The organism is Amycolatopsis sp. NPDC059657, assembly GCF_042734395.1.
GTDB lineage: Bacteria > Actinomycetota > Actinomycetes > Mycobacteriales > Pseudonocardiaceae > Amycolatopsis.
In genome coordinates this window covers 16,280-39,763 of the sequence record NZ_JBHWEB010000086.1, presented here as the reverse complement: position 1 = coordinate 39,763, position 23,484 = coordinate 16,280, and the positions used below count along the sequence as shown (strand labels likewise).

Below are 23,484 nucleotides of genomic sequence, written 5' to 3'. Positions count from 1 at the left end.
TAACCCCCCCCGCCCCCCCACCCCCCCCCCCGGGGCCCGCTTTCGTGGGGGGGGGGGGGGGGCGTGTGCGTCTCGCGCACGCCACCGCCTGCCAGGTAGTCAGCCCTCGCCTCATCGAGGCTGAGGCTCCCATTCGGACCGCCTCGGACAACGGCACTGTCGTGGTCGTCCTGCCCGTCGTCTTCCCACCAGCATTCGCGGCAGATGTCGTACCCGCCTCGCTCGTCAAGGGTCGCGTGGCCACAGCACGGGCAGGTGTAAGGCCCGCCGCCGCTCGGCGCGTAGACGTTCTTCTGGCTCGTGTAAGCGTGGAACCATTCCTGCCGCTGAGCCATCAGCTCTTCGTCCGACAGTGACGGATCGTCGTTCGGCCCGCGAATCACTGGGCGCGTGCTGTCATCGGACACCCGGTCATGATGCACGCTCGGATCCGACGTCGCGGCCGAATTTCACCTAGAAGGACTCGTGAGCGTTGGGGCCGCGGGCGGCTAGGATTCCGCCATGGCTGTGTTGCCGACGCTCGCCGCCGCGCGCCGGATCGCCGATGACCTGATGGACGGGCTCGCCGGGACCGGGGTGCGCAAGGCCGCGCACGGGCTGCGAAGGCTCTTCGCCGTGCCCGGGCTCGGGCTGGCCGACCTCTCCGGCTCGCTCGTCTGGTCAGGCAGGCCGGGCGATGACGGCAACGTCGCCAAGCTGCTGGACGAGGTGCTCCACAACGAGGCACCGGGTGCGCGCAGTGAGCTGATAGCGCTTCCACTGCACGTCCACGACGAACTGGCGGGCGTGCTCGTCATCGCGGGTGACGTCAAGTCGGCCGCCGCGAAAGAGGCCGCCGACCTGGTCGTGCACGCGCTGGAGCGCGGCAGGCTGGAGGCTTCGGCCGAACAGGCGGCGCAGGCGGAACTGCGGGCGTTGCGGGCTGAGATCTCGCCGCATTTCGTGTACAACGCCTTGACTGTGATCGCCTCGCTGGTCCGCTCCGACCCCGATCGGGCACATGAGCTGATGCTCGACTTCGCGGACTACACCCGATACAGCCTCGCACGCCATGGCGAGTACACGGTGGTGGCCGAGGAGTTCCGGGCCATCGACTCCTACCTGGCCTTGCAACGGGCCGTGCTCGGGGAGCGACTGCGGGTGCAGGTGCGGGTGGCTCCGGAGGTGCTGGCCATCGCCGTGCCGTACCTGGTGCTCGAGCCGCTGGTGGAGAACGCGATCCGGCACGGCATCGAGCCCAGCGGCGAGCCGGGGCTGGTCCAGGTGCACGGGCAGGCGGAGGGCAACGACTGCGTGATCACCGTCGAAGACGACGGGATCGGGATGGACCCCGAGCGGGCCAAGGACATTCTCGCCGGGCGGGACAAGGACGGCAGTCTCGGACTGGCCAATGTGGACCGTCGGCTGAGGACGGTCTACGGCCCGTTCTACGGCCTGATCATCGAAACGGAAAAGGATGCCGGTACCAAGGTGACCGTTCGCGTGCCCCGATTCCAGCCGGGAGTGATGCCGTCATGACCGGATTGCGTGTGCTGGCGGTCGACGACGTCCCGCCCGCGCTGGACGAACTCGTGCACCTGCTCACCGACTCACCCGAGGTCGGCGAGGTGCGTGCCGCCGGCGACCCGCTGAGCGCGCTGAAGATGCTGCAGGCCGACCATTTCGACGCCGTCTTCCTCGACATCTCCATGCCGGGGCTGGACGGGCTCGAGCTCGCCTCGCTGCTCGCGAAGCTGAGCAGCCCGCCGGTGATCGTGTTCGTGACGGCACACGACGGGCACGCCGTCACCGCCTATGGGATCGGCGCCGTCGACTACCTGCTCAAGCCCGTCCGTGCGGAACGCCTGGCCGCGGCGCTCGGCAAGGTGCTCAAGATGGTCGGTGACGAGCCCGGCAAGCCCACTGTGGACGCGATGGCCGCGCTGCCGGTCGAGATCGGCGGGCGCACGCGGTATGTACGGCGCTCGGATGTGCGGTTCGTCGAGGCGCACGGCGATTACGTGCGGCTGCATACCAAGTCCGGGGTCCACCTCGTGCGGATGCCGATCTCGCGGCTCGAAGAGTATTGGGAGGGCACGGGTTTCTCGCGGGTGCACCGGGGTTTCCTGGTCGCCATCGGCGCCGTACTGGAACTGCGCAGCGACTCGGCTGGCGGGCTGCTCGCGCACACCGACGTCGGCGACGTGCCCGTGAGCCGGCGCCATGCCCGTGACTTGCGGGACCGGCTGTTGCAGGCCGCGCAACGCGGCGAGCTGGACCGCAGTTGAAGACCAAGCGGCAGACCGTGATGAGCCCGCAGACGCGGCTGGCGCACGGTCGCCGCCGCTCCCGCGCGCGCTGGCGGGTGCCCGTGCTCGCGCCGGCGGACGCCGAGCGCGCGTCCGAGCTGTTTCGCGCGCAACGCAGGCGCGGGGTGCTCGCGCTGGTGCTGATCTTCGCGCTGATACTCGGGCTGCCGGTCGTGTTCGCGGTCTGGCCGTCGCTGGATTCGGTGCGGCTGCTGGGGGTCCCGGTGTCCTGGCTGACGCTGGCGGTACTCCCCTATCCGGCGATGACGGCCATCGCGCGGCTTCAGCTCCGGCGCGCCGAGAAGCTCGAGGACCGCTGATGGTCGCCGTGTTCGCGGTCGCCCCCGTCGTGCTGATCACGCTGCTGATCGGCCTGCGCGGGGTCGCCGCGATGCGCACCAGCTCGGACTTCCTGGTCGCGTCGCGCCGGATCTCGCCGCTGCTGAACTCGGCGGCGGTGTCCGGCGAATACCTGTCGGCCGCGTCGTTCCTCGGTGTCGCCGGGCTCGTGGTGAAGAACGGGATGGGCGCGCTCTGGTATCCGGTCGGGTTCACCGCCGGGTACATCGCGATGCTGGTGCTGGTCGCCGCCCCAATGCGTCGTTCGGGTGCTTTGACGGTGCCCGACTTCGCCGAAGCCCGGCTCGCGTCGCCGGCACTCCGGCGCCTGGCCGCGGTCGTCGTACTGGTCATCGGCACGCTTTACCTCGTCCCGCAGTTCCGCACGGCCGGTCTCGTACTGAACGCCGTCGGCGGCACGCCCTACTGGGTCGGCGTGGTGATCGCGGGCACCGCGGTGAGCGCGACGCTGGCGCTCGGCGGCATGCGCGCGGCGACGTATGTGCAGGCGTTCCAGTTCGTGCTCAAGCTGGTGCTGTTCATCGTGCCTGCGGTCTGGCTGGTGCTGCAGGTCAGCCCGGCGCAACGGCTCGAAGCGCTCAACCCCGTCGAGTTCACCCACTTCCCGCACCAGACAACGGTTTCGTTCAGCCTGGACGCGAGGCTGGAGATCCGCGAGCCGACCTCGCTCGGCACCGGCGGCGCGCTGAAGGTCCAGCAGCCAGGCGAGCTGAGTGTCCACACCGGACAGACGCTGACCTTCGGCGAGGGCGCCGCTGTGCCCGGTGTGCGGGGCGGCATGCCGCTGGGCGGGCCGGACTGGCAGCGCCCGCTGCTCGACTACGACAACAAGGGCTACCCGCTGCTCGGCACCTGGGCGGTGCTGATCGCGACGATGCTCGGCACGATGGGCCTGCCCCACGTGCTGATGCGCTTCCACACCAGCCCCGACGGCCGCGCCGCGCGCCGCACGGCCGCGATCACCGTCGCGCTGCTGGGCGTGTTCTACCTGTTCCCCGGCATCTACGGGGTGCTGGGGCGGATCATCGTGCCGGAGCTGTACCTGTCCGGCGCGACCGACACGGTGGTCGTCGCGCTGCCGTCCCAAGTGGACTCCGGCTGGGCCGGGCAGCTGTTCACCACGCTCTTGACCGCCGGAGCGTTCGCGGCGTTCCTGGCCACCTCGCTCGGCCTGCTGCTGGTCGTGTCCGGCGCGATCGCGCACGACCTGATGCCGGGCGGGCTGCGGCGGCTGCGCTGGACGGTGATCGTGGCGGCGGCGGTGATCGTGCTGCTCGCGCTGCAATCCGCGCGGCTCGACGCCGGCATACTGGTGACCTGGGGCTTCACCGTGGCCGCGTCCACCTTCTGCCCGCTGCTGGTGCTGGGGATCTGGTGGAACCGGCTCACCGCAACGGGTGCCGTATGTGGCGTTTTGGCGGGACTGCTGGCATCCTCGGGATCAATTGTCATGACGTTGTTCGGCCCGAAGCTCGACGGGCTGCTCGCCATCCTGGTCGCGCAGCCCGCGCCGTGGTCCGTGCCGCTCGCGTTCGCGACGATGGTGGTGGTGTCGTCACGAGGTCGCGCGCCGACCTGGTCGACGGCCGCCATGCTGCGCCTCCATCTGGACGAGCGCGCGCCAGCCGCGTTCCACTCGACCGGGGCCATCCACCGTTCGTCGACCGTTCGTCGCCTCGGACGTCGTTTGAACCGCTGAGCATTCCCCCGAAGGTGTGGGCTACCTAACGTGGCGCGGAACACATTCCGCACCGTGGCGAGGAGAACCCCCATGACCGCGCGCATCGAAGTGGAACCGGAAGCGGATTGGGACAAGGTGCACGAGAGCGCCGAATTCCAGCAGTTGCGCTCGCGGCTCCGTCGCTTCGTGTTCCCGATGACCGTCGCCTTCCTGGCGTGGTACCTGCTCTACGTCCTCGTCGCCGACTACGCGCACGAGTTCATGGCCACCAAGCTGGTCGGCAACATCACCGTCGGCCTCGTCTTCGGCCTGCTGCAGTTCGTCACCACGTTCGGCATCACCGCGCTGTACGTGCGCTACGCGAACCGCAAGCTCGACCCCATCGCGGAGAAGATCCGCACCGACATCGAGGGAGAGGCCAAGTGAACCTCGCCGCGGGAGTAGAGGGCAGCAACCCCGTCCTCAACATCAGCATCTTCGGCCTGTTCGTGGTGATCACCCTGGTGATCGTGTTCCGTGCCAGCCGCAACACCAAGACGGCCTCGGACTACTACGCCGCGGGCCGCGCGTTCACCGGTCCGCAGAACGGCGTCGCCATCGCGGGTGACTACCTCTCGGCCGCCTCGTTCCTCGGTATCGCGGGTGCCATCGCGGTCTACGGCTACGACGGCTTCCTTTATTCGATCGGCTTCCTGGTCGCGTGGCTCGTCGCGCTGCTGCTGGTCGCGGAACTCCTGCGCAACACCGGCAAGTTCACCATGGGTGACGTGCTGGCGTTCCGCATGAAGCAGCGGCCGGTGCGTGCCGCCGCGGCGACCTCGACGCTCGCCGTGTCGTTCTTCTACCTGCTGGCCCAGATGGCGGGCGCGGGCATCCTGGTCTCACTGCTGCTCGGCATTTCCAGCAACGTCGGCCAGGCCGTGGTCATCTCGGTGGTCGGTGTCGTCATGATCATCTACGTGCTCGTCGGCGGCATGAAGGGCACCACCTGGGTCCAGATCATCAAGGCGGCGTTGCTCATCGCCGGTGCGGCCGTGATGACGTTCTGGGTGCTCGGCAAGTACGGCTTCAACCTCTCCGGGCTGCTGCAGGGAGCTGTCGACCGTGCGGGCAAGGGCGGCGAGAAGATCCTCGGCCCCGGCCTGAAGTACGGCGCCACCGGCACCAGCAAGATCGACTTCCTGTCACTCGGCATCGCGCTGGTGCTCGGCACGGCCGGTCTGCCGCACGTGCTCATGCGCTTCTACACCGTGCCGACCGCGAAGGAAGCCCGTCGCTCCGTGGTGTGGGCCATCGGCCTGATCGGCCTGTTCTACATCTTCACGCTGGTGCTCGGTTACGGCGCGGGCGCGCTGGTGGGCAAGGACAAGATCCTCAAGGCGCCCGGTGGCGAGAACTCCGCCGCGCCGCTGCTCGCGCAGGCTCTCGGCGGCCCGGTGCTGCTCGGCTTCATCGCGGCGGTCGCGTTCGCGACCATCCTCGCGGTGGTCGCGGGCCTGACGATCACGGCTTCGGCCTCGTTCGCCCACGACGTCTACGCCAACGTCATCAAGAAGGGCAAGGTCACCGACCCCAACGCCGAGGTCAAGGTCGCCAGGATCACCGCGCTGGTGATCGGCGCGATCGCCATCGTCGGCGGCATCTTCGCGAAGGACCAGAACGTGGCGTTCCTGGTCGCGCTCGCCTTCGCGGTGGCGGCCTCGGCGAACCTGCCGACGATCCTGTACTCGCTGTTCTGGAAGCGGTTCAACACCCAGGGCGCGCTCTGGAGCATCTACGGCGGGCTCGCGGTGACGATCATCCTGATCGTGTTTTCCCCCGCGGTGTCCGGCACGGCGAAGTCCATGATCAAGGGAGCCGACTTCCACTGGTTCCCGCTGCAGAACCCGGGCCTGGTCTCGATCCCGGTGTCGTTCTTCCTCGGCTGGCTGGGCACGGTCCTGTCGAAGGAGCACGACGAGAAGAAGTACGCCGAGATGGAGGTCAGGTCACTGACCGGCGCAGGCGCCGAGAAGGCCGTCTCGCACTAGGTCGCGTTTCTCGGATCTGGTGCGTGAGAGTCGTGATCCAGGTTGTTCCTGGCGGTGCCGCGGTATCGCCCTCGTACCGGGTTTGTACTCGGGTGATGTCGCGGTGCCGCCAGGGACGACCTGGGCGCGGCCATCGCGTGCCTGATCCGAGAAACACGACCTAGCTCCCGCGGTGCATGGCGGGGCCCTCGACACACCGGGCGGTTGTCGAGGGCCCCGCTTTGTTCGTCAGTACGGAAGCTTGCCGTCCGCGAGTTCGGCGAGCGTGTTCTTCAAGAAACCTTGCGCGGCATGCCACAGCCCGCCGCCGAGCGAGATCCGCGCGATCCCCAGTTTCGCCAGCTCGGTGAAGTCCGGAGCGCCCGGCCGGTACGTCGCGTTGACCGCCGCCGGGCTGACCGCCTTGACGAACGCGCCGAGCACCTCGGGCGACTTGGCGAGGATCGGGTAGACACAGTCCGCGCCCGCCTCGATGTACGCTCGCGCGCGCTCGATCGCCGCGTCCAGCACCGCGCTCTCGTCTTCCGCACCGAGGAACACATCGATGCGGGCGTTGATGACCAGCTCGGGCGACGCCGCACGCAGCGCGGCGATCCGCTCGGCCTGGGTGGCGGTCTCGACGAGCCCGCTGCCCTCGTGGTCGGTGTCCTCGAAGTTCAGCCCAGCCGCACCGGCGTCCTTGAGCCGTTCAGCGAGCTCCGCGCCGGTCAGCCCATAGCCGCCCTCGGCGTCCACGGTCACCGGCACCGCGACCGCCCGCGCGATCCGGCGCGCTGCGGCGAACATCTCGTCCGCGGGCGCGTCGTGACCGTCCTCGTAGCCGAGCACGGCGGCGACGGCGGCGGAACTCGTTGCCACGACAGGGAAACCGGCCGCTTCCACGAGGCGTGCCGAATCGGCGTCCCAGGCGTTCGGCAGGATGAGCGGGCTGCCTGGAACGTGCAGAGCGCGAAGCTGGTTCATCTAAGCCTTCCGGGGCAAGGGTTTGTGACTGGTCACGGAGAGCCGGTTGAACGAGTTGATGACCACGGCCAACCACGCGACGGCCCGGTACTGGTCCTCCGTCAGCACCGAAGTCGCCTCAGCATAGACCGCGTCGGAGACACTTTGCGTCTCTCCGATCCGGGTGATCTCCTCGGTCAGCGCGAGCGCCGCGCGCTCTTCGGCACTGAAGAGTTCGGTCTCGCGCCAGGCATCGAGCACGAAGATGCGGCGCGGGTCCTCGCCGAGTTTGAGCGTCTCGTGACTGTGCATGTCGAGGCAGAACGCGCAGCCGTTGATCTGCGACGCCCGTAGCTTCACGAGCTCGACCGTCAGCTTGCCGAGCCCGGCGTTTTCGGCGTAGGCGTGGACTTCGGAGTTGAGCGCGAGCATGGCCTTGTAGGGGCCAGGGGTCCCCGGAGTGAGTTGGATTCGCTTGTTCACAAGATCCACGCTACGCGAAACTGGCACACGAGTATGGTCCAGTTCCATGGCAGATCCGTGGTCCAGTTCGCTCGACGTCCACCTCGGCTGGTCACCGGGCGAGGGGCGGCAGAGCCTGGCCGACGCCATCCGCGCGGCGATCCGCGACGGCCGCTGGCAGCCGGGTGCGGCGGTGCCATCGACACGCGCGCTCGCCCACGACCTCGGCATCGCCCGCGGCACGGTGACCAGGGTCTACGCCGACCTCGCCGCCGAAGGCTACCTCCTGACCAGCCAAGGCGCACCGACCCGCGTCACCACCGCCGGCACCCGGCCACATCCGTCACCTTCGCGGCCCGCGACCGAACCGGCGTCGCGCTGGACCTTGCGCCCCGGCCAGCCGGACCTGTCCGCCTTCCCCCGCGACGCCTGGTCATCCGCGACCCGCCGCGTCATGCAGCACGCGCCGGGCGAGGTGTTCGGCTACTCCGAACCTCACGGGACACTCGCGCTGCGCGAGGCGCTCGCCCGATATCTCGGGCGGAGCCGCGGCGTGCTCGCCGATCCCGGCCGGATCCTGGTCTGCGCCGGGTTCACGCACGCGATTTCGGTGCTGAGCCGGGCTTTGCTCGACCTGGGCAGCGCCGAACTGGCCTTCGAAGACCCGTCGATGTGGATGTTCCGCGACATCGCGGCGGCAGCGGGCCAGCGCGTCGTCGGCGTGCCCGTCGACGACGACGGCCTTCAGGTATCCAAAGTAGACAGTCCAGCGGTAATGGTCACCCCCGCGCACCACTACCCACTCGGCGTGACACTGGCACCGTCCCGCCGGACGGCCCTCGTCCGTTCCGGCGCGATGATCATCGAGGACGACTACGACGGCGAGTTCCGCTTCGACCGCCAGCAAGTCGGCGCGCTGCAAGCACTCGCCCCGGAACGCGTGGTCTACGCGGGCACCGCGAGCAAGACACTCGCCCCGGCATTGCGCCTGTCCTGGCTCGTGCTCCCGGCTTCCTTGGTAGACCCGGTCTTCGCGGCGATGTCGGCGTCGGGCGCCCGCCCATCGGTGGTCGATCAACTGGTGCTCGCCGAACTGCTCGAATCTGGCGCGTACGACCAGCACGTCCGCCGCTGCCGCACGGAGTACCGCCGCCGCCGCGACCAGCTCGTCGCTGCCTTGCCGGAACACCTTGCCGTACAAGGCATTTCTGCCGGTCTGCAGCTGGTGATCCGGCTCGGGTGCGAAGACGAGATACTCGCCGAGGCCCGGCGCCGTTCGCTGGACCTGGAAGTACTCGGCCCGCACTGGATCAACCAAGGCGACCGCGAAGGCGGTATCATCGTCGGCTACGCGGCCCCGGCGAAACACGCCTTCTCCGCCACCCTCGCGACCCTGCTGGCGACCCTGACCGAAGTCACCCCGGGGTCCTGCTAGCCGCCTTGGGGTTTGGGTTTGTCGGCTTGGATCCAGGCAGCCCCAAACCCAGAGCGAGCCGCCCACCCACCGCTCCAGCGGCAGAAAAACCCAGCCAAGCCTCGAATCCAGGCCAGCGACAGAGCCCCGGCACCTCCCCCAAGCAGGAAAAAAATCCCAATGCGGCATTCGTCAGGTTTCAGCACGCCAATGCGGCATTCGTCAGCTCAAAGCTGACCAAAGCCGCATTGGGATTTTTTTCCTAGGCCAAGAACGCCCTGAGCAGGGAGGCAGTGCCCTCGATGTGCTCGGCCATGGCTTGGCGGGCGGCCGCAGCGTTGCCCGCGAGTATCGCGTCGACGATGGCCTCATGCTGGGCGTTCGAGTGCTCGAGGTTCGGCTCCAGCAAGGGGATCTGGTCGAGCAGCTGGTTGATCCGCATTCGCACGTCGGCCATCGCCGTGGTCAGCGAGCCCGAGGCTGTGACCTCCGCGATCGCCAGATGCAGACGTGAGTCCTTGCGCCGGTAGTCGTCCAGGTCCGACGAGCAGGCCTCAGCCAAAGTCGCCGTAAGGTGCTGCCGGTCGGCAGGGGTCAACGACCGCGCGGCGGCGGCCTCGGCGGCGCCCGTCTCCAGCACGTAGCGCAAGCACAAAGCGTCTTCGACGGCCGCTGGGTCCATCTTGCGGCCGTCGCCGCCAGGCGCGGGCAGGGTCTCGTTGACGAACGTCCCGCCGTAACGGCCACGCCGGGACTCGACATAGCCCGCGTCCGAAAGCGCCCGGATCGCCTCGCGCAAAGTTACCCGGCTGACGCCGAGGCGCTCCGCGAGCTCGCGCTCGGAGGGCAGCCGCTCCCCGGCTCCGACCACGCCGAGACGGATCGCCTGGAGCAGGCGTTCGACGGTCTCTTCGAAGGCGTTGCCCGCGCGCACCGGCCGGAACAACGCCTCACCGGCATTGGCCACGGGCGCTTCCACACAGCCAGCTTAGGCTCTCAGCACTCGATCACGTTCACGGCGAGGCCGCCGCGTGCCGTCTCCTTGTACTTGACGCTCATGTCGGCGCCGGTCTCGCGCATGGTCTTGATGGCCTTGTCCAGGGTGACGACGTGGCTGCCGTCGCCGCGCATCGCCATCCGCGCCGCGTGGATCGCCTTGGAGGCGCCGACCGCGTTGCGCTCGATGCAGGGGATCTGGACCAGGCCGCCGACGGGGTCGCAGGTCAGGCCGAGGTGGTGCTCGACGCCGATCTCGGCCGCGTTCTCGACCTGCCTGGGTGAGCCGCCGAGCAGCTCGGTCAAGCCGGCCGCCGCCATCGCCGAGGCCGAGCCGACCTCGCCCTGGCAGCCGACCTCGGCACCGGAGATCGAACCGGTCTGCTTCAGGATCGAGCCGATCGCGGCCGCGGTGAGCAGGAAGGTGACCACGCCGTCGTCGTTCGCGCCGCGCATGAAGCGCTGGTAGTAGTGCAGGACCGCGGGGATGATGCCCGCCGCGCCGTTGGTCGGCGCGGTGACGACGCGGCCGCCTGCGGCGTTCTCCTCGTTGACGGCCAGCGCGTAGAGGCTGACCCAGTCCATCGCGTACAGCGGGTCGTCGAGGCCGTCCTCGGCGAGCAGCTTCTCGTGCAAGGCACGGGCACGCCGCGGCACCTTGAGCCCGCCGGGCAGCACGCCGTCGTGCTCGCAGCCGGCGTTCACGCAGTCGACCATGACCTGCCAGATGTCGAGCAGGCCGCTGCGGACCTCCTCGCGGGTGCGCCACGCGAGCTCGTTGCGCATCATGATCTCGCTGATCGGCAGGCCCGTGTCGGCGCAATGCTTGAGCAGGTCGGCGCCGGTCCGGAACGGGAATTCCAGCGCCGTGCTGTCCTCGACGACCACGGTGTCCGTTTCGTACGACTCGTCGCGGACGAAACCGCCGCCGACCGAGTAGTACGTCCGCTCGCGCAGCAGGGCACCCGAAGCGTCGAAGGCACGGAAGATCATGCCGTTCGGGTGCGCGGGCAGTGACTTGCGGCGGTGCATCGTGAGGTCGGTGTCCTCGACGAACACGATCTCGTGAGAGCCGCCGAGCAGGAGCCGCCCGGTCTCCCGCACGGCGGCGATCTTGGCAGGCACGGTGTCGGTGTCGATGGCCTCCGGCCGCTCGCCGGAGAGGCCGAGCAGCACGGCCTTGTCGCTGCCGTGCCCGAAACCGGTCGCGCCGAGCGAGCCGAACAGCTCGGACTGGACCCTGGCCACGCTGCTCAGGTCCTCGAGACCGTCCACAAAAGTGCGAGCCGCCCGCATCGGGCCGACCGTGTGGGAACTGGACGGCCCGATGCCGATGGAAAAGAGGTCGAAGACGCTGATCGCCATTGAACAGCTTTCCTATCTGGCCAGCAAAGAGCTGGCTTCTTGGGCGGCCGGTCCCTGGGCGGCCAGATGGGCCAGGTTTTCCGGCAGCTCTTCACCGCGATGCTGTTTAGTCTGCGCGAACAACCGGCCCGCGCGATACGACGAACGGACCAATGGCCCGGCCATCACACCGGCGAAGCCCATGGCCTCGGCGGCCTTCGAGTGCTCGACGAACTCCTCCGGCTTGACCCAGCGGTCGACCGGGTGGTGGCGGGGTGACGGCCGCAGGTACTGCGTGATCGTCAAGATCTCGCAGCCCGCGTCGACCAGGTCCTGCATGGCCGGGGCGACCTCGTCGGGGGTCTCACCCATCCCCAGGATCAGGTTGGACTTGGTCACCAGGCCGGCCTCACGGGCGGCCGTGATCACCGACAACGACCGGGCGTACCGGAAGCCGGGACGGATGCGCTTGAAGATCCGCGGCACCGTCTCCACGTTGTGCGCCAGCACCTCGGGACGTGACGAGAACACCTCAGCCAGCTGGTCAGGCTCGGCGTTGAAGTCCGGGATCAGCAGCTCGACACCGGTACCCGGGTTCAGCTCGTGAATCTGCCGGACGGTCTCCGCGTACAACCACGCGCCACCGTCGTCCAGATCATCACGCGCCACACCAGTCACCGTCGAGTAGCGCAGCCCCATCGCCTGGACCGACTCCGCCACCTTGCGCGGCTCGGTCCGATCCAGCTCAGCGGGCTTACCCGTGTCAATCTGGCAGAAATCGCAACGCCGGGTGCACTGGCTGCCACCGATCAGGAAGGTGGCCTCGCGGTCTTCCCAGCATTCGTAGATGTTGGGGCAGCCCGCCTCCTCGCACACCGTGTGCAGACCCTCGCGCCGGACGAGACCCTTGAGTTCGGTGAACTCGGGCCCCATCCGCGCCTTGGTCTTGATCCACGGCGGCTTCTTCTCGATCGGCGTCTCACTGTTGCGGACTTCCAGCCGCAACAGCTTCCTGCCGTCGGGCGCGGTCACGAAAGCCCCGCGTACAGCGGGTGCTTCTTGGCCAGCAGCTCGACGCGGGCACGCAACGCGGCCTGCGTGGCCTCGTCGAGGGTCGGCTTCAGCGCCTCCGCGATGATGTCCGCGACCTCGGTGAAGTCCTCCGCCTCGAAGCCGCGGGTGGCCAGCGCCGGGGTGCCGATCCGCAGGCCGGAGGTGATCATCGGCGGGCGCGGGTCGAACGGGACGGCGTTGCGGTTGACCGTGATGCCGACCGAGTGCAGCCGGTCCTCGGCCTGCTGACCGTCCAGAGTGGACTTGACCAGGTCGACCAGCACCAGGTGCACATCGGTGCCACCGGTCAGCACCCGGACACCGGCGTCGGCGCAGTCCAAACGCGACAGACGCTCGGCGAGAATGCGCGAGCCTTCCAGCGTGCGCGCCTGGCGCTCGCGGAACTCCTCGGTCGCCGCGAACTTCAGCGCGACGGCCTTGGCCGCGATCACGTGCTCCAGCGGGCCACCCTGCTGACCGGGGAAGACGGCCGAGTTGATCTTCTTCGCCAGCTCCTGCTTGCAGAAGATCAGGCCGCCGCGCGGGCCACCGAGTGTCTTGTGCGTGGTCGTGGTGACGATGTCGGCGTGCGGCACCGGCGAGGGGTGCAGCCCGGCCGCGACCAGACCGGCGAAGTGCGCCATGTCGACCATGAGCTTGGCCTCGACCAGGTCCGCGATGCGGCGGAACTCGGCGAAGTCGAGCTGACGCGGGTACGCGGACCAGCCCGCGATGATCAGCTTCGGCTTGTGCTCGACCGCGAGGCGCTCGATCTCGGCGAGGTCGACGATGCCTGTCTCTTTGTCGACGTGGTAGGCCACGACGTTGTAGAGCTTGCCCGAGAAGTTGATTTTCATGCCGTGCGTCAGGTGCCCGCCGTGCGCGAGGTCGAGCCCCAGGATGGTGTCGCCCGGCTTGAGCACGGCGAACATCGCGGCCGCGTTGGCCTGCGCGCCCGAGTGCGGCTGCACGTTGACGTGCTCGGCGCCGAACAGCGCCTTCGCGCGGTCGATCGCGAGCTGCTCGACGACGTCGACGTGCTCGCAGCCGCCGTAGTAGCGGCGGCCGGGGTAGCCCTCGGCGTACTTGTTGGTCAGCACCGAGCCCTGCGCCTCGAGCACGCTCACCGGGGTGAAGTTCTCGGACGCGATCATTTCCAGCGTGGACTGCTGACGGGTCAGCTCGGCCTTGACCGCCGCGGCGACCTCCGGGTCGGCCTCGGCGAGCGGGGCGTTGAACAACGTCATGTGGTCAGTCCTCCTGGGTCAGCGCGGCGTACGCGGCGGCGTCGAGCAGCTCGGGCACGTCCGTGGCGCGCACCTTCAGCAGCCAACCCTTGTCGAACGGGTCTTCGTTGATCACCTCGGGTGCGTCAGAAGTGGCCTCGTTCACTTCCACGACCTCGCCGGTGACCGGCGCGTAGAGCTCGCTGACCGATTTGGTCGATTCCACCTCGCCGAACGGCTCGCCAGCGGTGATCGTCTCGCCGACCTTCGGCAGCTCGACGAACACGATGTCACCGAGCGACTCGGCGGCGAAAGCGGTGATGCCGATCGTCGCGACGTCACCGTCGACGCTGATCCACTCGTGTTCCTTGGTGTAGGACAGGTTCTCGGGAATCGTCATGTCAGGACCTCTTGTAGAAGGGCAGCGCGACGACCTCGACGGTCTCGATCTTGCCGCGGATGTCGACGGAGAGCTGGGTGCCTGGCTCGGTGTGCGCGATGTCCACATAGGCCATCGCGATCGGGTAGCCCAGCGTCGGCGACAGCGCGCCGCTGGTGATCTCCCCGATCTCGTTGCCATCATTGTCCACGATCTTGTAACCGTGACGCGGGGCGCGTCGGCCGGTGCCCTTGAGCCCCACCCTGATGCGCGGCACGGGCATCACGGACCACACCTCGAGGGCCTTCCGGCCGACGAAGTCGCCGGGCTTGTCGAGCTTGACGACCCGGCCGAGACCGGCTTCGTACGGGCACAGGTCGGCGCTCAGTTCGTTGCCGTACAACGGCATTCCGGCTTCGAGACGCAGCGTGTCGCGGCAGGCGAGGCCTGCCGGGAGCAGTCCGTGCGGCTCGCCTGCCTCGGTCAGCAGCGCCCACACCGCGGGCGCCTCGGCCGCGGCGACGTACAGCTCGAAGCCGTCCTCGCCGGTGTAGCCGGTGCGCGCGAGCAGCACGTCGTGGCCCTTCACGACGGCCGGGTAGCTCGCGTAGTACTTCAGCGAGTCCAGGTCGGACTCGGTGACCGAGCGCAGGATCTCCACGGCCTTCGGACCCTGGATGGCGATCAGCGCGATGTCATCGGACTTGTCGGTGACCACGGCGTCGAACTCGGCCGCACGCTCGGTCAGTGCCGCCGCGACGGCACCGGCGTTACCCGCGTTCGCGACGACCAGGAACTTCTCGTCATCGAGGCGGTAGACGACCAGGTCGTCGAGCACGCCGGCGTCGGGGTTGCACATCATCGTGTAGCGGGCCTTGCCGGGCTTGACGCCGGACAGGTTGCCGACCAGCGCGTAGTCGAGCGCGGCCGCGGCCTGCGGCCCGGTCACCTCGATCTCGGCCATGTGCGAGAGGTCGAACAGCCCGGCGGCCTCGCGGACGGCCTTGTGCTCGGCCAGCTCACTGGAGTACCGGACGGGCATCGACCAGCCCGCGAAGTCGGTGAACAGCGCACCCAGTCCTTTGTGGACCGCGTACAGGGGCGATTCCTTCGACATCACTGACCTTCGTAAGCGTTGAGGGGCGGGCAGGAGCAGACAAGATTACGGTCACCGCGCGCCCCGTCGATGCGGCGCACCGGCGGCCAGTACTTATGTTTGCGGGAAACCCCCGCCGGATAGACGGCGAGGTCGCGGTCATACGGCAGGTTCCACTCGCCGACCAGCGTCTCGGCGGTGTGCGGGGCGTGGCGCAGCGGGCTGTCCTCCGGGGTCCACCGGCCCTGCGCGACCGCGTCGATCTCACGGCGGATGGCGATCATCGCGTCGCAGAACCGGTCGATCTCGCCGAGGTCCTCGCTCTCGGTCGGCTCGACCATGAGCGTGCCGGCGACCGGGAAGGACATGGTCGGGGCGTGGAAGCCGTAGTCGATCAGGCGCTTCGCGACGTCGTCGACCGTCACGCCGGTCTCCTTGGTGATGCCGCGCAGGTCGAGGATGCACTCGTGCGCGACCAGGCCGTCCTGGCCGGTGTAGAGCACCGGGAAGTGCTGGCCGAGGCGCGCGGCGACGTAGTTCGCGGCGAGCACGGCGACCTTGGTGGCCGCGGTCAGGCCCGGCGCGCCCATCATGCGGACGTAGGCCCACGAGATCGGCAGGATCGACGCCGAGCCGTACGGCGCGCCCGAGATCGGGCCGACGCCGGTCTCCGGGCCGGCGCCGCCGTTGAGCGGGTGGTTCGGCAGGAACGGCGCGAGGTGCGCGCGCACCGCGACCGGGCCGACGCCGGGGCCGCCACCGCCGTGCGGGATGCAGAAGGTCTTGTGCAGGTTCAGGTGCGAGACGTCGCCGCCGAACTCACCCGGCTTGGCGAGCCCGAGCAGCGCGTTGAGGTTCGCGCCGTCCACGTAGACCTGGCCGCCCGCGTCGTGCACGAGCTTGGCGAGGTCGGCGATGTCGTTCTCGTACACGCCGTGCGTCGACGGGTAGGTGACCATGATCGCGGACAGCGTGTCCTGGTACTGGTCCACTTTGGACTTCAGGTCGTCGAGGTCGACGTTGCCCTCGTCGGTGCACTTGACCACGACCACGCGCATGCCGGCGAGCACAGCGGAGGCCGCGTTGGTGCCGTGCGCGGACGACGGGATCAGGCAGATCTCGCGCTCGGGCTGGCCGTTGGCGCGGTGGTACGCGCGGATGGCGAGCAGGCCGGCGAGCTCACCCTGGCTGCCCGCGTTCGGCTGCAGCGAGACCTTGTCATAGCCGGTGACCTCGGCGAGCCAGCCCGCGAGCTGCTCGACGAGCACGTGGTAGCCCTCGGCGTCCTCGACCGGCGCGAACGGGTGGATGCCCGCGAACTCGCGCCAGCTGATCGGCTCCATCTCGGTGGTGGCGTTGAGCTTCATCGTGCACGAGCCGAGCGGGATCATGCCGCGGTCGAGTGCGTAGTCCTGATCGGACAGTCCGCGCAGGTAGCGCAGCATGGCCGTCTCGGAGCGGTGCGAGTGGAAGACCTCGTGGGTCAGGTACTCGCTCTCGCGGACGATCCCGGACGGGAGCGCGGTGGCCTTTTCGAGCCCGGCTTCGACACCGAACGCGCGCAGCACCTTGACGAGGATCGCTTCGGTGGTCAGCTCGTCGCAGGCGACGCGGACGTGGCCGTCGTCGACATGCCCGAGGTTGATGCCCAGCTCACGGGCCTTGCGGTGGATCTCGTTGGCGTCGCCGCGCACGACGATCGTGTCGAAGAAGCCCTCGTGCACGACGGCGTCACCGAGCGCCTTGGCCAGCGAAGCGGCGTGACCGTGCACGCGGGTCGCGATGCGCTTGAGGCCGTCGGGGCCGTGGTAGACCGCGTACATCCCGGCGAGGACGGCCGGGAGTACCTGCGCGGTGCAGATGTTGGAGGTCGCCTTCTCGCGGCGAATGTGCTGCTCACGGGTCTGCAGCGCGAGCCGGTAGGCGGGGTTGCCATCGGCGTCGACGGACACGCCGACCAGGCGGCCCGGCAGCGAGCGCTCAAGCCCGGCGCGGACGGCGAGGAACCCGGCGTGCGGGCCGCCGTAGCCGAGCGGGACACCGAAACGCTGCGTCGAACCGGCGGCGATGTCGGCGCCGAACTCACCCGGCGAGGTGATCAGCGTCAGCGCGAGCAGGTCGGCGGCGACGGTGTACAGCGCGCCGGCGGCCTTCGCGGACTCGGAGATGGCGTTGTAGAAACCAGCGCCACGCAGCACACCGGACGCGCCGGGGTACTGGACGACGACACCGAAGAACTCCTCGGGCAGCCCGGTCAGCAGGTCACGCACCTCGACCTCGATGCCGACGGCCTCGGCGCGCGTCTTGACCACCGCGATGGTCTGCGGCAGGCACTCGGCGTCGACGACGACCGTGTTGGACTTGCTCTTGGAGACGCGGCGCATGAGGGAGACGGCCTCGGCGACGGCGGTCGACTCGTCGAGCATCGACGCGTTCGCCGTGGTCAGCCCGGTCAGCTCGGCGACCATCGTCTGGAAGTTGAGCAGCGCCTCGAGGCGTCCCTGCGAGATTTCCGGCTGGTAGGGCGTGTACGCCGTGTACCAGGCGGGGCTTTCGAGCACGTTGCGCCGGATCACCGGCGGCGTCACGGTGTCGGAGTACCCGAGCCCGATCATCTGCGTCATCGGGCGGTTGCGCGCGGCGAGCGCACGCAGCTCGGCGGTGGCGTCCTCCTCGGACGCGGCCTCGGGCAGATCGAGGTCCTCGGTGATGCGAATGGCAGTCGGGACGGCCGCTTCCGCGAGTGCGTCGAGGCTGTTGTAGCCGACCTCGGCGAGCATCTTGGCCTGTTCCGGCTCGGACGGGCCGATGTGGCGGGCGTCGAAAGTCGTACTGGTCAGGGGAGCTCCTCGGTTCTGGCGACGGATAGACCCGTGCGCTGGGAACTCCCCCTCTGTCATGGCACCTGAGAGTTTCACTGTCCGTGCTTGAAAAAACACGTCCAGCTTTCACCTTGGGTGAGGCGCTCCGATCGCGCCTGCTTTCCAGAGTGGCCTCGCGGGGAGCGGTAGTGGTTACCTGAGAGATTCCGGGGAGTTTGCTCCTTCGGTGTCCCACTGACCTCGTGGGACTCTCCCGCTCCTGCTCGAACGGCCCGATATGCAGTTGACTTGCCCGCACCGTACCTGGCCTGGGCCGAAGCCGTCTACCTGAGTGCCGCCAACGCCACAAGCGTCGGTCACCTCCGGCCGAGCAACACACAATCGGGGTCAACTTGGATAAGAGTGTTGCCATTAACCACAATAGTGGCGACACTTTTATCCATGAACGTCACCGTGGGTGATCTCCCGCCCACCTTTACGACGCAGAGTGCGCGCGCGTCAGGCCTGCATCCGCGAGACCTCTACAAGTTGAGGGATCGCGGGGAGATCCTGGAACTGTCACGCGGCGTCTTCCGGCGAGCCGACGCGCCCACACCCGACTGGCCGGACCTGCTCGCCGTCGCCTATCGGTCACCGGTGGCGGTCGTCTGCTGCGTCTCCGCACTGGCGGTCCACGACCTGACCAACGAGATACCGCCAGCGGTGCAAGTCGCCGTTCCGCGCCCGCGCCGCACTCCCACCATCGACCACCCGCCGACACAGGTGTTCCGTTTCGACACCGCCACGTTCGGGCTCGGCCTGTCCACCATTGAAGCGGCACCCGGTGAAACCGTGCGCGTCTACAACGCGCATCGAACCGTCGTCGATCTCATGCGGCTCCGTCACACACTCGGCGAGCCGCTCGCGTTCGCGGCACTGCAACGCTACGTGCGCCGCCGAGATGCCCGGCCCGGTGAAGTTCTCGACTTCGCCAGGGCCCTGGACGTCCTCGGCCCGGTCCGCACCGCACTCGACATCGCGAGCGCCGGATGAACCGCCCGACCAAAGCGACCCCGGGCGGTCGCGCGTATCTGGATCTCCAGAACCGCGCTCGCCGGGAAAGCGCACCACCCAGGAACTGCTGACCCTCTACGTGCTGGAGGGCTGGCTCGCGCGCATGACCGCTTCGCCCTACGGCACGAAGTTCGTGCTCAAGGGCGGCATGCTGCTGTCCGTATTCAATGCCCGCCGCCCCACCGCCGACGCGGACCTGCTCGCGCGACAGCTCGCGAACGACGAAGCCACCATCGCCGCCCGTGTTCGCGACATCGCCGGAATGGTCCACGACGACGGGGTCGAGTATCTGACCGACAGCATCACCACTCAGTCCATTCGCGACGACGCGATCTATACCGGCGTACGCGTCAGCATGAACTGCCTGGTCTCGACCGCCACGGTGAAGCTCAAGCTCGACGTCAACGTGGGCGACCCGGTCACCCCCGAGCCCCGATTGATCGAACTGCCTTCGCAACGGCCAGAGCGGCCCGCGGTGAAACTTCTCGGATATCCCGTCGAGACCGTGCTCGCCGAGAAGATCAGCACCGCGATCGCGCTGGGTGAAGCCAATACGAGGGTGCGCGACTACGCCGACATCTACACGCTCACGAACAACCATCCGCTCACGCATTCCGCCGTACGTGCCGCGCTGCTCGCCACAACCGCGCATCGCGCGGTAGAACTCAAGCCGTTGTCGTCGACCGTCGGACAACTCGCGACCATGCGGCAATCCACCTACCGCGCCTTCCGGCAGCGGCTCGGCAGCGATGGCGACCACCTGCCCGAGTCCTTTGATGACGTTCTCTCCGCCGTGGTCCGATTCGCCGACCCACTTGTCGTCGCGGCGAACACATCCGTCGCCTGGACTCCGGAAACAGGACAGTGGCGTTGAGCGTCACCTCCGGCCGAGCACCGACTTACGCTCCGGAGCGAACGGCACTCCGGTTCGCAGCGCGCGCAGCCCGACCACCACCATCTCCCCGAGCAGGCTGATCCCGATCGACAGCGGCATCGGCCTGGCGTCGGTGTGCATCCCGCCCGCGACCGCGAGGAACCCGAAGCCGCCGTTCACCGCGATCGACAGCACCCACACCCCGAACGTCCACCCGGTATAGCGCTGCCAGAGCACGCCGTCCTTGGCGAACAGCCGCAACGTCGTCCCGCGCAGCGCACCCATGCCAAGGCCGAGTGCCGAGCCGCCCGCCAGCCACGCGATGTCCAGCCCGGTGAGCTCGATCTTCCGCAGGCTCCAGACACCGATGCCGATCAGCACCAGCGGTGGAATGACCAGGTCACGCGCGTTGAGCGGCTCGCCGATCAGGCGCTTGACGATGACCACGATGACCACCACGACGATGGCGGCGATCGACCAGAACCCCACGGACTTCCCCCTTGGTAGCACGACTGTGCCAAATAAATTAGCACGACCATGCTATAAAGGCCGGCATGCCGAAGATCGTCGATCCGGAGTCGCGCCGCACCGCCGTGATCGAGGCGGTGTTCCGCGTCGTCTCCCGCGACGGTGTCGAGCACGCGTCGCTGCGCAATGTCGCCGAGGAAGCCGGGCTGGCCATCGGCTCGATCCGGCACTACTTCACCAACCACGCGGAGATGATGATCTTCGCGATGCGGGAGATCGGCGAGCGGATCACGCAGCGGATCCTCGCGCACGCGGAGCTGCTGCTCGGCGAGGACCGCGACCGGATCGACCGCGCCGCGACCACCCTCAAGCTGCTCAGCGAGCTGCTCCCGCTTGACAAGGAGCGGCGCGACGAGGCCGTCGTCTGGCTGGCGTTCACCACCGCCGCGCGCACCCGGCCAGACCTCCAGCCCTACGCGCGCGAACAGTTCGAAGGGCTTCGCAGGCTGATCACCCGCGTACTCACCGAAGCAGGCAAAGGCCTCGACGTCGATCTGGAGGCCGTCCGCCTGATCGCGTTGATCGACGGGCTCTCCATGAACGCGGTGCTGCAACCGGACCTGCTCGACAGCGACACCATGGTCGCCGCGCTACGCCGCCACCTCGAAAGCCTCAGAGGGTCGTAAGCGTTGCGGGCGGTTCCAACCCAATGCCGGGCAGTCAAAGACCGGGGACGAGGGGCAAGACTCCGTCCCCCGAATGCCGCGCGGGTCGGTCGAACGCACAAACGCCACGTTTGCAACGCTGAGCTACACATAAGCCCCGTTCGTTCCATCGGCGAATACGACAAAGTGAGACACTCGGGTGCGATCCGCGTCATCCAAGAAGTTGATCTTCGCGAAACCCGAGTTTGGGCAACTGGATAGCCCAAAGTCGGGTTTCGCGCGTCGCTTGACAGACCAGGCCAAGCCTTAACTACCCGGCATTGGGTTCTATTTGCCCGGAAACCCAACCGTGGCGTCGTGAGCAGGGGAACCCCTCGTTCAGGCGCGAAAGGGCATGCGCGAGTGGTGACTCTGCCCCGCTGGACGCAGCAGAGTCACCACTCGCGACCCGTCCGAGCCTCACGAAACGAAGACCCCGACGGCCTATCCGAAGCACGCCACGTTTGCGCTTCCCCTCAAATAACCGTCGGCAACACTCACGAGTCCGGCTAGGCGTCCATCATCATTTCAGCGGTGATGGTGCCGCAGAGGTCGGCGCAGCGCATCATCATCGCGGCGGCGTCGTGCATCTCGGGGTCGTCGGTCTTCATGCACTCGTCGGCGCACATGCGCATCATCTGCGCGGCGAGGCCGCACATCTTGGCGCACATGCGCATCATGTCGAGGTCGGCCTTCATGGACGAGCAGCGCATCATCATGTCCGCGCACATGCGGGACATGTCGGCGCACGAGACCATCATCATGCCCATCCTGGCCATGCCCATTTCCATGCAGCTGGACATCATCTGCTCGCACATCTCATGGCACTGGTTGCACATGTCGATGCATTCCTGCATGGCCGAGCTCATCTGACGGGTCACCGCGAAACCTCCTGGTCGTCGGGGCCGAGCGGCCACCGCTGACCAAGATCTACAACCAAGTGACCCGCACCACAATCCCGACCACTGGGACGAGTGAATGGTCACGACCTCCCGAAGGCCACGGTGCTCGCCAGCTTGGGTGGCCGTTGCACGCGTCCCGACGGCAGCACCAGCTGCCGCAACGGCCCGCCCAGCGGTACCGGCGGCAGCCCCGATCCGAGCAGCAGATGCTCGACGATCTGCTCGGACAGCCACGCGACCGTGTCGTTGATCTTGTGGCGGTTCACCGTGTCCCCGTCGACCACGTCCGCGTCGTCGATGCGGACGTCGATGCGCGACGGCAGGCCCGCCACGATCTGCTCGCGAAGCGCATCGTTCTCCCGGATGGCGACGTCCGAGTCCGGCAGCAGAACGTCGCGGTAAACCCGTACGGCGTGCTCGCGCATGCGGGGGCCGTAGCTGATGCAGATCGGGAGGTAGCCCTCGGTCGTGACACGCAGGCCTTGGCGGAACATGGTCGGTGGCACGGCTTTCACGAAGCGCGGCGAGACGTCGGCCAGCTCGCGGCCCACCCATTCCAGGCGCTCCTCGAGGGAATCCGGCATGCCGAAGTAGCGGAAATCGACGTTGCCGAAGCCGAGCGCGTCCGCGATCAGTGAGCCCATCAGGTAGCCGTAACCCCAGACCGGGGCGAAAACGATCATCGGTGGCGCGTCCACCACCGGCAGCGAGGTCGACGGCGGATGCGTCGATTCCTGTTCCGCCACTTGGATGATCAGGCGTGGCGGGTCCGCCCAGTCATGCACCATCAGCCGCCGCCAATACAGCCCGAGCGGGCGCCACAGGTGACCGAGTACGTCACGCTCGATCAGGTCGCGTGCCTCTTCGTCGGACAGCTGGAGGTCGGCCGGCGGCACCACGCCGACGTAATGGTGCAGGGTGAGCGGGACGTCCACGCCGCGGTTCGCCGTGCGCATGCGGAGTTCCCAGTCGATGCGCGACGCCGACAGCTCGTTGATCACCTGGCTCATCGACGACGAAGACACCAGCGAATCGGCCCGGCGCAGGAACCGTCCCGCTTCTTCGATCCCGTCACGCAACGACTTCGTCGCCTGTGCGAGGTGAATGCTCGAGGTCAGCGAGTCGGGCAGCACCCCGGCCGCCTGCAACAGCTCGGCCTCGCCAAGCCCGGTGACCTTGGCCAGCGCGGTCCAGTGGTCGAAAATGGTCACCTTGGGCGCGTGGCGGTGCTCGATCCAGCTGCGCAGGGTGGACGTCGGCACGCCGATCTGCCGCGCGGCCTCGTCGAGCGAAAGGCCACGCGCCTTGAGCCCGGCGCGCACCGTTTCGGCCCAGCGCGCCGCCTGCCACTGGGTCATACGCAGGAAACTAACGAAAACCGCTAGCTTCC

General features: G+C 68.2%; 23 protein-coding genes and 1 riboswitch. Of the genes, 10 read left to right on the top strand and 13 right to left on the bottom strand.

Translation table 11 applies throughout. The features are described from left to right. The coding region (locus ACFV15_RS34365) for a CPCC family cysteine-rich protein (RefSeq protein ID WP_378355756.1) at positions 1–335 on the bottom strand (335 nt) is incomplete at its 3' end. Between the two features lie 166 nt (positions 336–501). On the opposite strand from ACFV15_RS34365, the gene ACFV15_RS34360 reads away from it, so the two are divergent. The 6 genes from ACFV15_RS34360 to ACFV15_RS34335 all read left to right on the top strand — a co-directional run bounded on the left by ACFV15_RS34360 (position 502) and on the right by ACFV15_RS34335 (position 6,359). Continuing rightward, on the top strand, positions 502–1,518 hold the full coding sequence (locus ACFV15_RS34360; RefSeq protein ID WP_378355748.1) for a sensor histidine kinase: 1,017 nt from the start codon (positions 502–504) through the stop codon (positions 1,516–1,518). Next, positions 1,515–2,267, top strand: coding sequence for a LytR/AlgR family response regulator transcription factor (locus tag ACFV15_RS34355; RefSeq protein ID WP_378355746.1), 753 nt, complete (start codon positions 1,515–1,517; stop codon positions 2,265–2,267). The genes ACFV15_RS34360 and ACFV15_RS34355 overlap by 4 nt, the downstream gene beginning before the upstream one ends. Positions 2,268–2,287: 20 nt before the next feature. Further along, positions 2,288–2,608 (top strand): hypothetical protein, encoded by a 321-nt coding sequence (locus ACFV15_RS34350; RefSeq protein ID WP_378355754.1) that lies wholly within the window; start codon positions 2,288–2,290, stop codon positions 2,606–2,608. Further along, the gene (locus tag ACFV15_RS34345) at positions 2,608–4,347 is read left to right on the top strand and encodes a cation acetate symporter (protein WP_378355744.1); all 1,740 of its coding nucleotides are present in this window, start codon (positions 2,608–2,610) and stop codon (positions 4,345–4,347) included. Before ACFV15_RS34350 ends, ACFV15_RS34345 begins: the two co-directional genes overlap by 1 nt. Positions 4,348–4,419: 72 nt before the next feature. Continuing rightward, positions 4,420–4,755, top strand: a complete 336-nt coding sequence (locus ACFV15_RS34340) for a DUF485 domain-containing protein (RefSeq protein ID WP_378355742.1) — start codon at positions 4,420–4,422, stop codon at positions 4,753–4,755. Then, on the top strand, positions 4,752–6,359 hold the full coding sequence (locus tag ACFV15_RS34335) for a cation acetate symporter (protein WP_378355740.1): 1,608 nt from the start codon (positions 4,752–4,754) through the stop codon (positions 6,357–6,359). Before ACFV15_RS34340 ends, ACFV15_RS34335 begins: the two co-directional genes overlap by 4 nt. 228 nt (positions 6,360–6,587) lie before the next feature. Here ACFV15_RS34335 and ACFV15_RS34330 read toward each other — a convergent pair whose 3' ends face one another. Both ACFV15_RS34330 and ACFV15_RS34325 read right to left on the bottom strand, forming a co-directional pair. Beyond that, the gene (locus ACFV15_RS34330) at positions 6,588–7,322 is read right to left on the bottom strand and encodes an isocitrate lyase/phosphoenolpyruvate mutase family protein (RefSeq protein ID WP_378355738.1); all 735 of its coding nucleotides are present in this window, start codon (positions 7,320–7,322) and stop codon (positions 6,588–6,590) included. After that, positions 7,323–7,784 carry a carboxymuconolactone decarboxylase family protein gene (locus ACFV15_RS34325; RefSeq protein ID WP_378355736.1) on the bottom strand — a complete coding sequence of 154 codons (462 nt, stop codon included), beginning with the start codon at positions 7,782–7,784 and terminating at the stop codon, positions 7,323–7,325. It abuts the gene before it with no gap. A gap of 46 nt (positions 7,785–7,830) precedes the next feature. Between ACFV15_RS34325 and ACFV15_RS34320 the strand changes: the two genes are divergently transcribed. Next, the gene (locus ACFV15_RS34320; RefSeq protein ID WP_378355734.1) at positions 7,831–9,198 is read left to right on the top strand and encodes a PLP-dependent aminotransferase family protein; all 1,368 of its coding nucleotides are present in this window, start codon (positions 7,831–7,833) and stop codon (positions 9,196–9,198) included. A gap of 241 nt (positions 9,199–9,439) precedes the next feature. On the opposite strand, the gene ACFV15_RS34315 is transcribed toward ACFV15_RS34320, so the two are convergent. The 7 genes from ACFV15_RS34315 to gcvP all read right to left on the bottom strand — a co-directional run bounded on the left by ACFV15_RS34315 (position 9,440) and on the right by gcvP (position 18,171). After that, the gene (locus ACFV15_RS34315) at positions 9,440–10,144 is read right to left on the bottom strand and encodes a FadR/GntR family transcriptional regulator (RefSeq protein ID WP_378355752.1); all 705 of its coding nucleotides are present in this window, start codon (positions 10,142–10,144) and stop codon (positions 9,440–9,442) included. A 29-nt stretch (positions 10,145–10,173) separates the two neighbouring features. Continuing rightward, entirely contained in the window at positions 10,174–11,538 is a 1,365-nt protein-coding gene (locus ACFV15_RS34310) for an L-serine ammonia-lyase (RefSeq protein ID WP_378355733.1), read from the bottom strand. Between the two features lie 12 nt (positions 11,539–11,550). Then, positions 11,551–12,549, bottom strand: coding sequence for a lipoyl synthase (gene lipA, locus ACFV15_RS34305; RefSeq protein WP_378355731.1), 999 nt, complete (start codon positions 12,547–12,549; stop codon positions 11,551–11,553). Beyond that, a complete protein-coding gene (glyA, locus tag ACFV15_RS34300) occupies positions 12,546–13,817 on the bottom strand; it encodes a serine hydroxymethyltransferase (protein WP_378355729.1) in 1,272 nt (423 codons plus the stop codon). Before glyA ends, lipA begins: the two co-directional genes overlap by 4 nt. Before the next feature lie 4 nt (positions 13,818–13,821). Continuing rightward, positions 13,822–14,196 carry a glycine cleavage system protein GcvH gene (gcvH, locus tag ACFV15_RS34295; protein WP_378355727.1) on the bottom strand — a complete coding sequence of 125 codons (375 nt, stop codon included), beginning with the start codon at positions 14,194–14,196 and terminating at the stop codon, positions 13,822–13,824. A 1-nt stretch (position 14,197) separates the two neighbouring features. Further along, positions 14,198–15,292, bottom strand: a complete 1,095-nt coding sequence (gcvT, locus tag ACFV15_RS34290) for a glycine cleavage system aminomethyltransferase GcvT (protein WP_378355726.1) — start codon at positions 15,290–15,292, stop codon at positions 14,198–14,200. Beyond that, complete coding sequence (gene gcvP, locus ACFV15_RS34285) at positions 15,292–18,171, bottom strand: aminomethyl-transferring glycine dehydrogenase (RefSeq protein WP_378355724.1); 2,880 nt, start codon at positions 18,169–18,171, stop codon at positions 15,292–15,294. Before gcvP ends, gcvT begins: the two co-directional genes overlap by 1 nt. Further along, positions 18,155–18,269, bottom strand: a riboswitch (glycine riboswitch). (Overlaps the previous gene by 17 nt.) A gap of 265 nt (positions 18,270–18,534) precedes the next feature. Between gcvP and ACFV15_RS34280 the strand changes: the two genes are divergently transcribed. Together ACFV15_RS34280 and ACFV15_RS34275 are read left to right on the top strand one after the other, a co-directional pair. Beyond that, positions 18,535–19,125, top strand: coding sequence for a type IV toxin-antitoxin system AbiEi family antitoxin domain-containing protein (locus tag ACFV15_RS34280; protein WP_378355723.1), 591 nt, complete (start codon positions 18,535–18,537; stop codon positions 19,123–19,125). 124 nt (positions 19,126–19,249) lie between these two features. After that, complete coding sequence (locus tag ACFV15_RS34275) at positions 19,250–20,020, top strand: nucleotidyl transferase AbiEii/AbiGii toxin family protein (protein ID WP_378355721.1); 771 nt, start codon at positions 19,250–19,252, stop codon at positions 20,018–20,020. A 3-nt stretch (positions 20,021–20,023) separates the two neighbouring features. Here ACFV15_RS34275 and ACFV15_RS34270 read toward each other — a convergent pair whose 3' ends face one another. Further along, positions 20,024–20,509, bottom strand: a complete 486-nt coding sequence (locus tag ACFV15_RS34270; RefSeq protein WP_378355719.1) for a DUF1453 domain-containing protein — start codon at positions 20,507–20,509, stop codon at positions 20,024–20,026. A 65-nt stretch (positions 20,510–20,574) separates the two neighbouring features. Here ACFV15_RS34270 and ACFV15_RS34265 point away from each other — a divergent pair, with 65 nt between their 5' ends. Then, positions 20,575–21,174, top strand: coding sequence for a TetR/AcrR family transcriptional regulator (locus tag ACFV15_RS34265; RefSeq protein WP_378355717.1), 600 nt, complete (start codon positions 20,575–20,577; stop codon positions 21,172–21,174). Positions 21,175–21,701: 527 nt separating this feature from the next. Here ACFV15_RS34265 and ACFV15_RS34260 read toward each other — a convergent pair. Both ACFV15_RS34260 and ACFV15_RS34255 read right to left on the bottom strand, forming a co-directional pair. Beyond that, a complete protein-coding gene (locus ACFV15_RS34260; protein ID WP_378355715.1) occupies positions 21,702–22,073 on the bottom strand; it encodes a hypothetical protein in 372 nt (123 codons plus the stop codon). 101 nt (positions 22,074–22,174) lie between these two features. Continuing rightward, entirely contained in the window at positions 22,175–23,452 is a 1,278-nt protein-coding gene (locus ACFV15_RS34255; RefSeq protein WP_378355713.1) for a helix-turn-helix domain-containing protein, read from the bottom strand. Between the last annotated feature and the right edge of the window lie 32 nt (positions 23,453–23,484).

Excerpts from the sequence above, each read along its gene's own strand:
- gcvT (WP_378355726.1), bottom strand. The coding sequence starts at position 15,292 with ATGTCGAAGGAATCGCCCCTGTACGCGGTCCACAAAGGACTGGGTGCG.
- ACFV15_RS34340 (WP_378355742.1), top strand. The coding sequence starts at position 4,420 with ATGACCGCGCGCATCGAAGTGGAACCGGAAGCGGATTGGGACAAGGTG.
- ACFV15_RS34330 (WP_378355738.1), bottom strand. The coding sequence starts at position 7,322 with ATGAACCAGCTTCGCGCTCTGCACGTTCCAGGCAGCCCGCTCATCCTG.
- ACFV15_RS34320 (WP_378355734.1), top strand. The coding sequence starts at position 7,831 with ATGGCAGATCCGTGGTCCAGTTCGCTCGACGTCCACCTCGGCTGGTCA.
- gcvP (WP_378355724.1), bottom strand. The coding sequence starts at position 18,171 with ATGACAGAGGGGGAGTTCCCAGCGCACGGGTCTATCCGTCGCCAGAAC.
- ACFV15_RS34275 (WP_378355721.1), top strand. The coding sequence starts at position 19,250 with ATGACCGCTTCGCCCTACGGCACGAAGTTCGTGCTCAAGGGCGGCATG.
- ACFV15_RS34360 (WP_378355748.1), top strand. The coding sequence starts at position 502 with ATGGCTGTGTTGCCGACGCTCGCCGCCGCGCGCCGGATCGCCGATGAC.
- ACFV15_RS34255 (WP_378355713.1), bottom strand. The coding sequence starts at position 23,452 with ATGACCCAGTGGCAGGCGGCGCGCTGGGCCGAAACGGTGCGCGCCGGG.
- glyA (WP_378355729.1), bottom strand. The coding sequence starts at position 13,817 with ATGACGTTGTTCAACGCCCCGCTCGCCGAGGCCGACCCGGAGGTCGCC.
- gcvH (WP_378355727.1), bottom strand. The coding sequence starts at position 14,196 with ATGACGATTCCCGAGAACCTGTCCTACACCAAGGAACACGAGTGGATC.
- ACFV15_RS34345 (WP_378355744.1), top strand. The coding sequence starts at position 2,608 with ATGGTCGCCGTGTTCGCGGTCGCCCCCGTCGTGCTGATCACGCTGCTG.
- ACFV15_RS34280 (WP_378355723.1), top strand. The coding sequence starts at position 18,535 with ATGAACGTCACCGTGGGTGATCTCCCGCCCACCTTTACGACGCAGAGT.
- ACFV15_RS34350 (WP_378355754.1), top strand. The coding sequence starts at position 2,288 with ATGAGCCCGCAGACGCGGCTGGCGCACGGTCGCCGCCGCTCCCGCGCG.
- ACFV15_RS34355 (WP_378355746.1), top strand. The coding sequence starts at position 1,515 with ATGACCGGATTGCGTGTGCTGGCGGTCGACGACGTCCCGCCCGCGCTG.
- ACFV15_RS34265 (WP_378355717.1), top strand. The coding sequence starts at position 20,575 with ATGCCGAAGATCGTCGATCCGGAGTCGCGCCGCACCGCCGTGATCGAG.
- ACFV15_RS34310 (WP_378355733.1), bottom strand. The coding sequence starts at position 11,538 with ATGGCGATCAGCGTCTTCGACCTCTTTTCCATCGGCATCGGGCCGTCC.